We start from the raw sequence: 13,814 nt of genomic DNA, 5'->3' as shown, positions 1-13,814 counted from the left end.
TGATGCGATTACACCATATTCTGGTGCCTTTTTTGCTGAGCAGCAGCAATGTTATGGCACAGGAAAGCTATACTCTGGAAAGTCTTGAGCGACTGGCTCAGGACACCAATCCTGCATTGCAAGCAGCGCAGCGTGATGTTGCCATTGCCCGCAGCGAGGTGAGTACAGCGCGCGCCCTGCCCAACCCCACGGTTGAATTCATGACCGGCCCCATGCGGTATAAGCCTGTGGCCAGCGGGATTTCCGGCAATGCGACCAGCTATAGTTTGACCCAGCCGCTCGACCTGCCCTTTTCGCGCACGCCGCGTATCGAGGCCGCACGCGCTGGCCTTGCCGCCAGCGAGGCGGGCTTTGCAGGCCAGGTGACCAACTGGCTCGCCAATCTGCGCATGGCCTATTACGATGTGCTGCGCCGCACCGCCGAACAGGTGGTGGCCGAAGAAGATGTCGGCATTGTCCGTTCGGTTCAGCAAAAGGTGGCGTTTAGCGTCAAGCAGGGCGAAACCGCCAAGTTCGAAGCGATCCGTACCGAGGCCGAATTGCTGAACGTGCAAAAGACGGCGGCGGCGGCGGCCTTGCGGGTGCAGCAGGCGCGGTCGCAATTGCGCATGTTGGTCGGCCCCGCCCTGCCGGAAAATTTCAAGGTGTCGGGGCGTTTGCAGGCCCTGCCCAAATTGCCCGCCTTTGACGAGCTGGTCGAGCAGGTCGCGTTGACCAACCCGGAACTGGTTCAGGCCCGCGCGCAAAAGGAACAGGCCCGCTATCGCCTGCGCACCGAGGAGGCCCAGCGTTTGCCGCAGGTCTCGCTGCGCGCCGAACGCAGCGGGGATGCCGAACAGGACCAGACCCGCTTTGGCGTCAGCGTCACCGTGCCGATCTGGGACCGCCGCAAGGGGCCGGTCGCGGCGGCCGAGGCGCAATTGTCGAAATCAACCTATGGTCTTGAGGCACGCGAATATGCGGTGCGTCAGGAATTGGTGATCGCCTATAAGCAGTACGAAATTGCCCAGAACACCGTGGCCGCGCTGGAAGGCGGCGTGGTGTCACAGGCGCAATCCGCGCTCAAGATCGCCGAGGCCGCCTATCGCTTTGGCGAGCGCGGGTTGATCGACGTTCTGGACGCCCAGCGCGTTTTCCGCGCGGCCCGCGCCGATCTTATTAACAGCCGTTACGACCTGGCCGTCGCGCTGGTCGAGATCCAGCGGCTCAGCTCCAATCTTGCGCAGAGATAAACCCATGAAAAAAATCCCCCTTTCGGCGCTGGTTCTCTCTCTGGCGCTTCCTTTGGCTCTTTCGGCATGCGGCGATGATGAAAAAGCCGCCAAGCCCAAGATCGACCCCGAAACCGTTGTCGCCGGCGCCAATATGCAGGGCCGCATCAAAATCGCCCCCGTCGGCGTGGAGCCAGTGTCCGACACGTTGCGCGTCGCGGGCCAGATTACCTTTGACGAAAACCGCGTGGCGCGCATCGGCGCGACCGTTACGGGCCGCGTCACCGACATTGCCGCCAATATCGGCCAGAATGTCGGGCGCGGCACGGTTCTGGGCCGGATCAACAGTTCGGACCTTTCAACGCAGCAGCTCGCCTATCTGCGGGCGCGGTCGCAATATGAGCTGAACCGCCGCGCGGCCGAGCGTGCGCAGCAGCTTTACGCCGCCGATGTCATCGCCGCCGCCGAACTTCAGCGCCGCCAGAGCGAGGCCAATATTTCGCACGCGGAAATGCGCGCCGCCGCCGACCAACTCCGCCTTCTGGGCGTATCGGCATCGGCCTTGGGGCAATTGGGCGGTCAGGGGGTGATTTCTTCCTCCACCCCGATCCTCTCGACGATGAACGGCGTGGTGGTCGAACGCAATCTGGCGCTGGGCCAAGTGGTGCAGCCCGCCGACGCTTTGTTTGTCGTGGCCGATCTGGGCAAGCTGTGGGCCACCGCGCTGGTGCCCGAACAGCAGGTGCGTTTTGTCAAGCAAGGCCAGACCGTGGCGCTGGAAATCCCGGCGCTGGGCGGGGCCAAGCGTGAGAGCAAGCTGGTCTATGTCGGCCAGGTGGTCGACCCCAAGACCCGCACGGTCGTCCTGCGCACCGAACTGGACAATCGCGACGGACAGCTCAAGCCGCAAATGCTGGCCACCATGCTGGTGACCGCCGCGCCGGAAAGCCGCCCCGTGGTGCCCAATGCCGCCATCGTGCGTGAAAACAACAAGGACCACATCTTTGTCGAAACCGCACCCAACAAATTCCGCATCCGCCCGGTCTCGCTGGGCGATGACATGGGGGGCAAGCGGGTGGTGATTTCCGGCGTAAAGCCGGGTGAACGCATCGTCATTGACGGCGCATTCCACCTCAACAATGAACGCAACCGACAGGCGCTGGAAGGCCAATGATCCAGTCTCTGATACGCGCGGCGCTGCAACAGCGCCTGATCGTGATTGTGGTGGCCGCGGTGCTTTTGGGCTTTGGCCTGAACGCGGCCAACAATCTGTCGATTGACGCCTTTCCCGATGTGACCAACGTTCAGGTGCAGATCGCCACCGAAGCGCAGGGTCGCAGCCCGGAAGAGGTCGAACGCATGGCCACCGTCCCCATCGAGGTGGCGATGACGGGCCTGCCCGGACTTGAGGAAATGCGTTCGCTCAATAAGCCGAACCTTTCGCTCATCACTTTGGTGTTCACCGACAAGACCAACGTTTATTTCGCGCGCCAATTGGTGATGGAACGCCTGATCGAGGTCAGTTCCAAGATGCAGCCGGGCATTGCCCCGGTGCTTGGCCCGGTCTCAACGGGTCTGGGCGAGGTCTATCAATATACGCTGGACAAGCCGGGCGACGGCAACGCGGTGTTGAGCCAGGAGGAGTTGACCAAGCGCCGAACCATTCAGGACTGGGGGGTGCGTCCGCTGCTGCGCTCGATTCCGGGCGTTGCGGAAATCAATTCGCAGGGCGGCTTTGCCAAGCAATATCAGGTTTTGGTGAACCCCGACCAACTGCGCCACTATAATGTCAGCGTGGCCGAGGTCTATCAGGCCGTGGCGCGCAACAATGCCAATGCGGGCGGCGGCGTCTTGCCGCAATATGCCGAACAATATCTGATCCGCGGCGTGGGTCTGGTCAAAAGCGTCGACGACCTTGGCTCCATCGTCATCCGCGAAAGCGCGGCAACGCCCGTTTACCTGCGCGATGTGGCCGAGGTGAAGATCGGTCCGGGCGTGCGTGACGGGGCGCTCATCAAGAATGGCGTCACCGAAAGCGTCGGCGGCATCGCGCTGATGATGGCGGGCGGCAATGCCAAGGCCATCGTTACCAAGATCAAGGAACGCGTCGAACAGATCAACAGCAAGGGCATGTTGCCCGATGATCTGCGGATCGTGCCCTATTACGACCGTTCCGAACTGGTCGATGCGGCCATCCACACCGTGGTCAAGGTGTTGATGGAAGGCATCGTGCTGGTGGTGATCGTGCTCTTCGTCTTCCTTGGCGACGTGCGATCTTCGGTGATCGTGGTCTCTACGCTGGTGCTGACGCCGCTGTTGACGTTCATCTGCATGAACTATCTGGGCATATCGGCCAATCTCATGTCGCTGGGGGGGCTGGCCATTGCCATCGGTCTGATGGTCGACGGTTCGGTGGTGGTGGTGGAAAACGCCTTCCTCCTGTTGGGCCGTGCGCGCAATACAGGCGAGAGCAAGGTCCGCATCATCCTGCGCGCCGTGGTCGAGGTGGCAACGCCCGTGATCTTTGGCGTGGGGATCATCATCCTCGTCTTCCTGCCGCTGATGACGTTGCAGGGGATGGAGGGCAAGATGTTTGCGCCTCTGGCCTATACGATCGCGATTGCGCTGGCAATTTCGCTGGTGCTGTCGCTGACCGTGACGCCGGTGCTGTCTTCCTATCTGCTCAAGGCGCCCAAGGCCCATGGCGATGGCCATGGTGGCGACGAAGAGGACCACGACACCCGCGTCATCAAGGTGATGAAGAAATATTACCTGCGGATGCTGCATTGGGCGCTGGGTCATGAAAAGCGCACGATCACGCTGGCCGTGGGAGGGTTTCTGGCGACGCTGGCAATCCTGCCCTTCCTTGGCACGGCCTTCATTCCCGAAATGAAGGAAGGGTCGGTCGTGCCCGGCATCAACCGCGTGCCCAACATCTCGCTCGATGAATCGATCAAGATTGAAATGGAGGGCATGCGCCTTGTCATGCAGGTGCCCGGCGTCAAATCGGCCGTTTCGGGCGTGGGTCGCGGCGAAAGCCCGGCCGACCCGCAGGGGCCGAACGAATCCACCCCCATCGTCAGCCTGAAACCGCGCGATGAATGGCCCAAGGGATGGAATCAGGACGACATTGCCGATGCGATGCGTGAAAAGCTGAAACAGCTTCCCGGTGTACAGATCGTCATGGCCCAGCCCATTTCCGACCGTGTGGACGAAATGGTGACCGGCGTGCGTTCGGACATCGCGGTCAAGGTGTTCGGCGATGACATGGACGAATTGAAGCGCGTGGCCGAAGACATCGCCCGCGTGGGTCAATCGCTTCAGGGCGCCGAGGATCTTCGCATCGAAAAGGTCAGCGGCCAGCAATATCTCTCGATCGAAATCGACCGTGCGGCGCTGGCCCGCTTTGGCCTGAACGTGGCCGATGTGAATGACCTGCTCGAAACGGCGGTGGGCGGCAAGGTGGCGACCGAAGTGTTCGAAGGCGAGCGCCGTTTCCCCGGCATCGTCCGCCTGCCCGAAGCCTATCGCAACAATATTGATGCGATCTCGAACCTGCTGATTACCTCGCCGGGCGGGGCGCAGGCGCGGCTTGCCGACGTTGCCAATGTCATCGTGTCGGACGGCCCGGCCCAGATCAGCCGCGAAATGGGCAAGCGCCGCATCGTCATCGGCATGAACGTCAAGGGCCGCGACCTTGGCGGTTTCGTGGCCGAGTTGCAGCAGAAGGTCGATGCGCAGATCAAGCTGCCCGAAGGCTATTACCTCGAATGGGGCGGCCAGTTCCAGAACATGGAACGCGCACTGGGCCATTTGATGATCATCGTGCCGATCACGGTGGCGGCGATCTTCTTCCTGTTGTTTGTCCTGTTCAACTCGCTGCGTCTGGCCTCGCTCATCATTCTGGTGCTGCCCTTTGCATCGATCGGCGGGATCGTGGGGCTGGCGGTGACGGGGGAATATCTGTCGGTGCCAGCCTCGGTAGGCTTTATCGCGCTCTGGGGCATTGCGGTGCTCAATGGCGTGGTGCTGGTCTCCTATATCCGCAACCTGCGTGACGAGGGCAAATCAGTGCGCGAGGCGGTGGTTCAGGGGGCAACCCTGCGTTTTCGCCCGGTGATGATGACGGCAACGGTGGCGCTTTTGGGCCTTATCCCCTTCCTGTTCGCCACCGGGCCGGGGTCGGAAGTGCAAAAGCCGCTGGCCATTGTGGTAATCGGGGGGCTGATCACCTCGACCGTGCTGACGCTGGTGGTGCTGCCCACCATCTATCGCTTCTTTGACGTTGAACGCGTGGAAGCCTGAGGGAGAATTCGCGATGGCCATGATTGAAATCCGCGCCGTGGTGCGCCCCAGCAGGGTCGAGATGCTGCGCGCGGCCCTGCGCCTTTTGCCCGAATTTCCCGGCATGACCGTGGCCAAGGTCGAAGGGTGCAGCGGCAGCGGAAAATTGGGCAACAACCCATGGACGATCAAACAGGATCTGGTCGATTTCTCGCCCAAATCCATGGTCTATATCGTCGTGGATGAAGCCAACGCCAAGCCGATCTACGACACGATCCGCCAGACCACCCGCACCGCGCGTCAGGGCGACGGGTTGATCTGGACCACGCGGGTTGAACAATGCCTGTTCATCGCCGCGGCGGACGAAGGCTGATCCCGCAGCGGATGGTCAAAAGGAAAAGGGGGCGCAAATGCGGCCCCCTTTTTTATTCTTCCGGCGGCGTTTCCGTCCCATTGGGGTGGCGCAATTCCTCGATACGCTTGGCCCGGCGGCGCAGATAATTGTCACGCGTGGTCGTATAGGGGTCTGCCGCCTCGCGTTCCTGCTTGATCCGATCCTTGTTGACCAACCGGCGGTCAACGATGCCAAGCACAATCATCGGCACCAGAGCCGCTGCGGGGATCACATTGCCGCCAATCGCGGTGGGCAATGCCGCGCGGTCCACAATCCGCCCCGCAAGGTCGCGCAAGGTCGTTGAACCGAACAAGGGCATAAAGATATACGGCCCGTTACCCACGCCATAAAAACCCAGCGTGTCGGCAAAGCCATTCTCATGATAGCCAAGCTTGAACGGCTTGCGCTTGGCCATATCAAAGATACCGGCCAAACCAATGGTCGAATTGATAACAAAGCGGGCGATGGTTTCGCCCGTCTTGCCGATCTTGTGCTGCATCAGATAATTGGCGGCAATCACCGGTTCGCGCAGGTTATAAAGCACATTGTGAATGCCATCGCGCACAGGCGAAGGCACGACCGCCTCATACCCTTTGGAAAAAGGTTCAAGCACCGCACTGTCGAGCGCCTGCGTCACGGCAAAGGAGGCCATGTTGATCGCCCTGGCCGGGTCGGGCGCCAGGGGACGCGAGGACACCACGATCCCCGGCTCTTCCTCATGGTGCGCGCCATTGCGCGACGGTGCATTGGATGCGGCATGGTCCTGGGGCGCAAGCGCGCTATCATCCGCGCCATTCATCGCGCCATTCATCGCACTCGCAACGCCGGTCGTGTCGATGATCGGCCCATCCGCCACCGCCGCGCCGACCATCGACGCGCCCTGATCCACCGTAACAGCTTGATCAGGCGAGAAGGAAGAGGCCTGCTCCACACTTTGCGCCATAGCCGGTGTTGCCGCCAAAGCGCAAACCAGCGCCAGCCCTCCGGTCAGCCCCTTATTCCCAGCCCTGCGACCGAATCCGGTCTTTCCCCACATTCAAAAAACCCCCAGCTCAGGCCCCCGCCATTGCCCAACCCCTTTTAAGCACAGGAGACGGGCTGCCTAGTGGAAATTACGACATTTTGCGACAAAGCGGTTGGTAAATGTGCCGTTTAGGGAAATCCGCCGGCCATTAACGCATTTCTGGCAAAGGCCACACGCGGATGCCGCAAAGCAGCAGGCGACCACACCAGCGAATAGGCGTGAACCGGCCGTTCCACAGGCGCGGTGATTTCGGCCAACTCACCCCGCGCAATCAAATCCGCACAGAGATAGCCGGGCAAAGCGGACCAGCCAAAATCCTGCATCAGCAAGCTGCGCAGACACCGCAAGTCCTGTCCCACCACGGCGGGGCTGACCGGGGGACCGGGCAGGCGGTTGTCGGTCAACCAATCTTCCACCAGCGGGCGTTCGAGATGATAGGCCAGAACAGGCTCTGCCATTAACGCCCGGCGCAGATCGGGCGCGGCCATGATCCGCGCCGCCACGCGCGGGGCGGCCACGGCGTAAACGCGTTCCTCATGGATGCGCGCGCTGCGCAAACGGCGATCCTGAAGATTATAGGCCGAAAGACCCAGATCATAATTGCCCTCGACCAGACCTTTACGAATGGCCTCGCGATCCCCGGTATGCAGGCTGATGCGCAGCCCTGAATGGAGCAGCGGCAACAGGCGCGGCGCCACCACCTCGGCAAGGAAATCGCCATGCCCGATCAACCGCACCGATCCGGTCATATCCGAGGATCGCGCCCGCGCCGCGGCCAGCGCCGCCTCGGCAATATCCAAGCGATCCCCCAGACTCGCGGCCAATTCCTCACCGGCCAGGGTCGGGATCACACCCTTGGGTTGCCGCTCGAACAGGTCGCGCTCGATCGCGGCCTCAAGGGCTGCGATATGTTGCGAAACCGCCGGTTGCGTCAGACCAAGGCTGCGCGCGGCCCCGCTGATCGAACGCTGGCGATAGACTTCGACAAAAGTGCGGAGGTGTTGGAGCGACATAAGCCATTCCATAAATAATTTTATGGCTAAACGCCAGACTGCTGTATGGTATGCAACTGAGAGGGGGCCTAAGGCACAGGTGTCCCCCCCTCTGAGTCGCCCCAGTGATCAAACTGTTGCCCCCTTCTGCTCGCGGCGTTCGGCCATGACCTTTCCCAACTGGTCGGCTTGGTCCTATTCCGCAAAGACTGCTTTTGCCGCGCTTCTGGCGCTGTGGATCAGCCTGTTCGTCGGGCTGCCCATGCCGTTCTGGGCGATGAGCACAGCCTATATCGTATCGAGCCCGCTGTCGGGCGCAACCCGGTCCAAGGCGATCTATCGCGTGATCGGCACAGGCGGCGGCGCCACGATGGCGGTGGCGCTGGTGCCGATGCTGGTGGAATGGCCCGAACTGCTCAGCCTGGCCCTCGCGCTGTGGGTTGGGGGCACGCTGGCGATCTCGCTGCTCGACCGTTCGCCGCGGGCCTATATGCTGATGCTGGCGGGCTATACCGCTGCGATCATTGGTTTTCCAGCCGTGTCCCGTCCCGAGGCCGTGTTTGACATTGCCGTGGCGCGCGTCACCGAAATCGTGCTGGGCATCACCTGCGCCACACTGGCGCACAGCCTGTTATGGCCCAAATCGGTGGCCACCGCATTGGAGCCGCGCCTCAAGCGCTGGCTGGCCGATGCGCGGGCGTGGTATGACGATATTCTGGCCGGGGCAGAATTGACCACATCGCTGCGCGATCGTCAGCAATTGGCGGTGGATGCGGTGGATTGCACCTTGCTGGCCACACATATCCCCTTTGACACGTCGCATTGGCGCGAGGCAACGTCCAGCGTTCAGGCGCTTTTGCGCCGCATCCTGCTGTTGCTGCCGGTGCTGTCGGGCATGGCGGACCGGCGACGCGCCATCGGCGACGGGGATGATGCGTGGAACGGCCTGCTGCGCGAAAGCTATGAATTGCGGCGGCGTCAGGCGGGCGTGCTGCTCGACGAATGCGACTCGCTGCTCGCCCATCTGGCCCATCCGCAAAGCCCCTCGCCCCTGACGGCAAACGAGCAGAAGGGCACGATCGAATTGCATGCCGATCCGCTTTCGGCGCTGATCGCGGGCGTGGCGGCGACGCTGACCATTGTGGTGGTCTGCGCGATCTGGATCCTGTCGGGCTGGAATGATGGCGCGTCGGCGGCGGCGATGGCGGGCGTGTTCTGCTGTCTGTTTGCGGCCATGGACAATCCGGTGCCCGCGATCCTCAATTTCGGCGCGGCGACCATGGCGGCCATGCCGCTGGCCGGCTTTTATCTCTTCTATGTCCTGCCCCAGATCGACGGGTTCTTTCAACTTGCGCTGGTGCTCTCCCCCTGTCTGCTGATTTTTGGCAGCCTGTTGCCCAACCCGCGCTATGGTCTGTTCTCGCTGGCGCTGATGATGGGTTTTTGCAGCACGCTGGCGCTTCAGGAAACCTATACCGCCGATTTCGCGCATTTCCTCAACACCAACCTTGCCCAATTCGTGGCAATGATCGTGGCCGCCGGGATGACGGCGGGCCTGACCACGATCAGCAAGGATGTGGCCATCGCCCGGTTGGGGCGGCGGATGCGGCGCAATCTGGTCTCGCTGGCGCGTGCGACCACCCCGCCCGATCCGCTGGCGGCGCTGGGTCGCAGCACGGACCAACTGGCGTTGATCACCCAGCGGTTGAGCGCGGAAACCGACACGGCGACAGCGGGCCTGCGCGACATTCGCATCGCGATGAACATTGTCCAGATCCAGCACCTGCGCGCCGCCGCGCCGCCGGCCCTGTCAGCCGCGCTCGACAATCTGCTGCGCCTTGGCGTGCAACTCTGGTCCAGCAAGGCGGAGGTCAAGGCGCCGCCCGAAATGCTGGACGCCATCGATGTCGCGCTGCGTTTGACGCAAAGCCAGCCCTTGCCGCAACTGGCAAGCTCGGCCACATTGATCACAGAACCGGAACAGGGGCGCGCCGCGCTGGTGGCGCTGCGCCGCAATCTGTTTCCGGGTGCCCCCGCCTTTCGCGCCGGAGGTTCCGCATGAGCGCTGAATATATCCTTGGCGGCATCTATATCGATGCGGCTCCTGTGCATGGCTGTATCGCTTTGCTGATTGCGCTGTTGTTGCATCGCTTGCTGATCGCCATCCGTTTTTATCGTTTTGTGTGGCATCCGGTGTTGTTTGATACCGCGATGTTCATCCTCGTCTGGGCGCTGGTCACGCTGTGGCTGCCCCCGCTTGTGCCTTCTCTGTTGCACGGACCTTTGTCATGACTCCCTCGCTTTCACCCACCGGCCAAAAGATCCTCCGCTATGCTGTCACTGGCGCGCTGGTGGCCGCGGCATTTGTGGCGGGGCGGGCGCTGATCACCTATTATCAGGCCGATCCATGGACCCGCGATGGCCGCATCCGCGCCGATGTGGTTCAGGTCGCGCCCGACGTGGCCGGATTGGTGACACAGGTGTTTGTGACCCACGATCAGGCCGTGCATAAGGGCGACGTCCTGTTCCAGATCGACCCGGCGCGCTTCGATCTGGCCATCCGTCAGGCCGACAGCCAGTTGCAGAGCGCGCAAGCCGATGTCACCCGCGCCCGCGCCGCGATCCAGAGCGCCAATGTCGTTCTGACACAGGCCCGCCGCGACGCGACCCGCAACCAGAAGCTGGGCGAATTGGTCGCCGCCGAATCCACCGAACAGAGCCAGTCCAAGGCCGCCGAAGCACAGGCCAAGGCCGCCGAGGCCAGTGCGATGCTGGCCGAAGCCGAGGCCCGCGTCACCGCCGCGCGCGATGCACGCGATCTGGCGCTGCTCAACCGGGCGCGCACGCGGGTTCTGGCCCCGACCGATGGCCATATGTCGGACCTCAACCTGCGCGTGGGCAATTATGTCAGCGCGGGCGCCCCGGTCATGGCGCTGATCGACACGGCATCCCTGCGCGTTGAGGGCTATTTTGAGGAAACCAAATTGCCCCATGTCCATGTGGGCCAAGCCGCCACGATCCGCATGATGGGCGAGAGCAAGGCGATGAAGGGCCATGTCGTCTCGCTGGCCGCAGCCATCGAGGATCACGATCGCCTGGCCAGTTCCAAGATGCTGCCCGCGATCAACCCTTCGTTCAGCTGGGTCCGTCTGGCCCAGCGCGTGCCGGTGCGGATCAAGCTGGACAATCCGCCCGCCGATATCGCCCTGATTGCCGGGCGGACGGCCTCGGTCACGCTGGCGCGGGATGGTGCAAAGTGAAGCGGGGTCTTCTGACGGCCTGCACCGCGCTGGCGCTTTCCGGCTGCGTGATGGGCCCCAATTATCAGGCGCCCAAACCCGTTTCGGCCAAGCTGTCCCAAGCCGACGGCATGACACAGCTTGCCCCCCTGCCCCCGCGCTGGTGGCATCTGTATGATGATCCGGTGCTGGATCGGCTGGAAGAACAGGCTTTGGCCGCCAACACCGAATTGCGCGTGGCGGCGGCATCGTTGGGCCGTGCCCGCGCGATGACCGAGGCGGCAGAGGGCGCCAATGAGCCGGAATTCTCCGTCGATGCCGCCGCCCAGCGCGCGCGCCTTTCGGGCGAATCCTATCTGCTGACCGAACCGCTGCCGGTGATGAACCTTGGCGCGGTGGGCGGCGGGGTCAGCTATCAGTTCGACCTGTTCGGCCGCCTGAAACGCGGGGCCGAAGCCGCCCGCGCCGATGAAGCCGCCGTGGGCGCTCTGGCCGATGCGGTCAAGGTGACATTGGCCGCCGAGGTTGCGCGGTCCTATGTCGAGGTCTGCGGCGCACAGGAAATGGAAGCCATCGTCGAACATTCGGTCGAGGTGCAGGAAAAACTGGTCGAATTTGCCGAACGGTTGCAGGCCGAAGGACGGGGCAGCGCGATCGAGGTTTCCGCCGCCAAGGCCCGTCTGGCCGACGCACGGGCGGCCCTGCCGCTCGACAAGATCAAGTCGCGCGCGGCGCTCTATCGCCTTGCCTTTCTGATGGGCCGCACGCCCGACGAATACCCGCGTGAGGCCGAAGCGTGTCACCACCTGCCCAAATTGTCGCAGCCGCTGCCCACCGGCGATGGCGCGGCCCTGATCGCGCGGCGCCCCGACATCCGCGCCGCCGAGCGCCAATTGGCCGCCGCAACGGCGCGCATCGGCGTGGCCACCGCCGAACTCTATCCGCAGATCGGCATCGGCCTGACCGGCGGCACGACCGGCCTTCTGGCCGATCTGGGACAGGCCGCCGCCAACCGCTGGAGCATCGCGGGCCTGATCCGCTGGAATTTCCCCAGCGCCGGCCCCCGCGCCAAGGTCCGCGCCGCCAAGGCCGATACCGCCCGCGCTCTGGCCGTGTTCGATGGCAAGGTGCTCAACGCCCTGCGCGAGGTGCAAACCGCGATCAGCACCTATGGCGAAAACCACAACCGTCTCGTTTCATTGACCGAGGCCCGCGTGGCCGCCGATGAAACCGCCGACCAACTCCGCCGATTGCGCGAGGGCGGGAAGGCAGCAGCCCAAGTCGACATCGGCGGGCGCAACACCGCGCTTCTGGCCGCGCAACGTGAGCAGGCTGCCAAGGAAACGCTGGTGCTGGATCAGATCAACCTGTTCCTCGCGCTTGGCGGGGGGTGGTGAGAATTTAAAGATGCCTCTGGCGGGCAAAGGGCGGGGGCCCTTTGCAATCCCGATACTGTCGATGTCGGCTAAAACGGCGGCGCAATATGATGGACGACCGGATGCTCTGCGCCTAAATATCGAATGATGCTTCGGTATTTCACCCTTGGATGGATGCCACTTTTGATGGCTGGCCTCATCTCCACGGCTCACGCAAGCGAGGCGCCGGTTTGCAACGCTTCCACCTCCAATGAGTGGCTAAGGCAAAGCAATGGATCCCCTGTCACCGAACCATTGAGCGCAGAGCGCGTTCATCTGGTGATTGCGAAATTGGATGAAGCGATCACAAAGCTGGCCTTTCACCCATATGTCAGCCTGAAAGCTCGTGAAGCTGAAGCCTTCACGGGTCGATTCGGCGGTTTAAAAGGCCAGCCAAACTTGCACCCTTATTTGGTTCGAGCCGTATATCCCGTTAGAAATCCAAAGCTGAACATCGTTTGGGATGGCAAAAACTTGGATGTATTTGCCTTCGGGCTCGGCTGCGCGCCCTATACCAAGCATCCGATTGTCGTGCTGCTGGAACAAGCGCCCACCGACATCCATGTAATGGCTTCCGCAGCCCTCTGAAGCGGGTCATCGGGATTGCAAAGGGCCCCCGCCCTTTGCCCGCCGGAGGCACACTAACACTCTAAACCGCCAACCCCCAATATCCATCACAACCACACCCCCAACGCCTCCCACGCCGGTTGCTTCACACCCAACCCCACCGCATGGGCCGGGCTGCTGGATGGCAGGGCGATCAGCGGCACGGGCGGATCGCCCCCCAATTGCGCCCGTCCGATGGCGTAGGCCTTGGCCCCGTTGAACGCCATCGCGCGCAGGGCAGGCAAACCAGCCACCGCGCTGCGCAAATCCCGCGCCTCCACCTCGCGCAGGTCGGCATCCAGACTGCCGCGCCGCCTTGCGCTTTCCACCACATCCCACAATCCGATGCCCGCGCCCAACAACGCCGAGAGCCGCGCATCATAATCCATCGCCACCAGATCCGCCCCGACAACGGGTGACAGCAGCCGCCAGAACTGGTTGCGCGGGTGGGCGTAATAGCGCCCCGCCGCCAGCGATTGCCGTCCGGGCAAACTGCCCAGCAACAAAAGCCGGGTTCGCGCATTAGCCACCATGCCGAAGGCCGTATCGCGGCCCTGATCGGGCGCGCCTGTCTGTTTTGATACGTTCTGTTGCAATTGACGATACTTTCTTCGTTGTCAGCCCGCCGCATTCTGCCCAATGTCATGGC

The 13,814-nt window shown here is 62.8% G+C and carries 12 protein-coding genes; 9 read left to right on the top strand and 3 right to left on the bottom strand.

Features of this window, described 5'->3' with window-relative positions; all coding sequences use genetic code 11:
* Positions 1-53: 53 nt before the first annotated feature.
* Genes AC2S2E_RS06955 through AC2S2E_RS06940 form a run of 4 tightly spaced genes read left to right on the top strand, consistent with a single transcriptional unit; the run spans position 54 to position 5,868 of the window.
* The gene (locus AC2S2E_RS06955) at positions 54-1,232 is read left to right on the top strand and encodes a TolC family protein (protein WP_476101365.1); all 1,179 of its coding nucleotides are present in this window, start codon (positions 54-56) and stop codon (positions 1,230-1,232) included.
* A 4-nt stretch (positions 1,233-1,236) separates the two neighbouring features.
* Positions 1,237-2,385 carry an efflux RND transporter periplasmic adaptor subunit gene (locus AC2S2E_RS06950; RefSeq protein WP_486524250.1) on the top strand — a complete coding sequence of 383 codons (1,149 nt, stop codon included), beginning with the start codon at positions 1,237-1,239 and terminating at the stop codon, positions 2,383-2,385.
* A complete protein-coding gene (locus tag AC2S2E_RS06945; RefSeq protein WP_486524249.1) occupies positions 2,382-5,516 on the top strand; it encodes an efflux RND transporter permease subunit in 3,135 nt (1,044 codons plus the stop codon). The genes AC2S2E_RS06950 and AC2S2E_RS06945 overlap by 4 nt, the downstream gene beginning before the upstream one ends.
* Before the next feature lie 13 nt (positions 5,517-5,529).
* Complete coding sequence (locus tag AC2S2E_RS06940) at positions 5,530-5,868, top strand: P-II family nitrogen regulator (protein ID WP_486524248.1); 339 nt, start codon at positions 5,530-5,532, stop codon at positions 5,866-5,868.
* Between the two features lie 52 nt (positions 5,869-5,920).
* On the opposite strand, the gene AC2S2E_RS06935 is transcribed toward AC2S2E_RS06940, so the two are convergent.
* On the bottom strand, positions 5,921-6,832 hold the full coding sequence (locus AC2S2E_RS06935) for an MlaA family lipoprotein (RefSeq protein ID WP_476101357.1): 912 nt from the start codon (positions 6,830-6,832) through the stop codon (positions 5,921-5,923).
* Positions 6,833-7,041: 209 nt separating this feature from the next.
* A complete protein-coding gene (locus tag AC2S2E_RS06930) occupies positions 7,042-7,926 on the bottom strand; it encodes a LysR family transcriptional regulator (RefSeq protein ID WP_476101355.1) in 885 nt (294 codons plus the stop codon).
* Between the two features lie 145 nt (positions 7,927-8,071).
* Here AC2S2E_RS06930 and AC2S2E_RS06925 point away from each other — a divergent pair, with 145 nt between their 5' ends.
* The 5 genes from AC2S2E_RS06925 to AC2S2E_RS06905 all read left to right on the top strand — a co-directional run bounded on the left by AC2S2E_RS06925 (position 8,072) and on the right by AC2S2E_RS06905 (position 13,147).
* A complete protein-coding gene (locus tag AC2S2E_RS06925; protein WP_486524247.1) occupies positions 8,072-9,967 on the top strand; it encodes an FUSC family protein in 1,896 nt (631 codons plus the stop codon).
* The gene (locus AC2S2E_RS06920) at positions 9,964-10,197 is read left to right on the top strand and encodes a DUF1656 domain-containing protein (RefSeq protein ID WP_486524246.1); all 234 of its coding nucleotides are present in this window, start codon (positions 9,964-9,966) and stop codon (positions 10,195-10,197) included. Before AC2S2E_RS06925 ends, AC2S2E_RS06920 begins: the two co-directional genes overlap by 4 nt.
* Entirely contained in the window at positions 10,194-11,165 is a 972-nt protein-coding gene (locus tag AC2S2E_RS06915) for an HlyD family secretion protein (RefSeq protein WP_476101348.1), read from the top strand. Before AC2S2E_RS06920 ends, AC2S2E_RS06915 begins: the two co-directional genes overlap by 4 nt.
* Positions 11,162-12,541 (top strand): efflux transporter outer membrane subunit, encoded by a 1,380-nt coding sequence (locus tag AC2S2E_RS06910; RefSeq protein WP_486524245.1) that lies wholly within the window; start codon positions 11,162-11,164, stop codon positions 12,539-12,541. The genes AC2S2E_RS06915 and AC2S2E_RS06910 overlap by 4 nt, the downstream gene beginning before the upstream one ends.
* A gap of 165 nt (positions 12,542-12,706) precedes the next feature.
* Complete coding sequence (locus AC2S2E_RS06905; protein ID WP_486524244.1) at positions 12,707-13,147, top strand: hypothetical protein; 441 nt, start codon at positions 12,707-12,709, stop codon at positions 13,145-13,147.
* Positions 13,148-13,233: 86 nt separating this feature from the next.
* On the opposite strand, the gene AC2S2E_RS06900 is transcribed toward AC2S2E_RS06905, so the two are convergent.
* Positions 13,234-13,761 (bottom strand): DNA-deoxyinosine glycosylase, encoded by a 528-nt coding sequence (locus tag AC2S2E_RS06900; protein WP_486524243.1) that lies wholly within the window; start codon positions 13,759-13,761, stop codon positions 13,234-13,236.
* Positions 13,762-13,814: the final 53 nt, after the last annotated feature.

This window comes from Novosphingobium sp. 550D (assembly GCF_057401885.1).
This window is presented reverse-complemented; position numbering and strand designations above follow the sequence as displayed.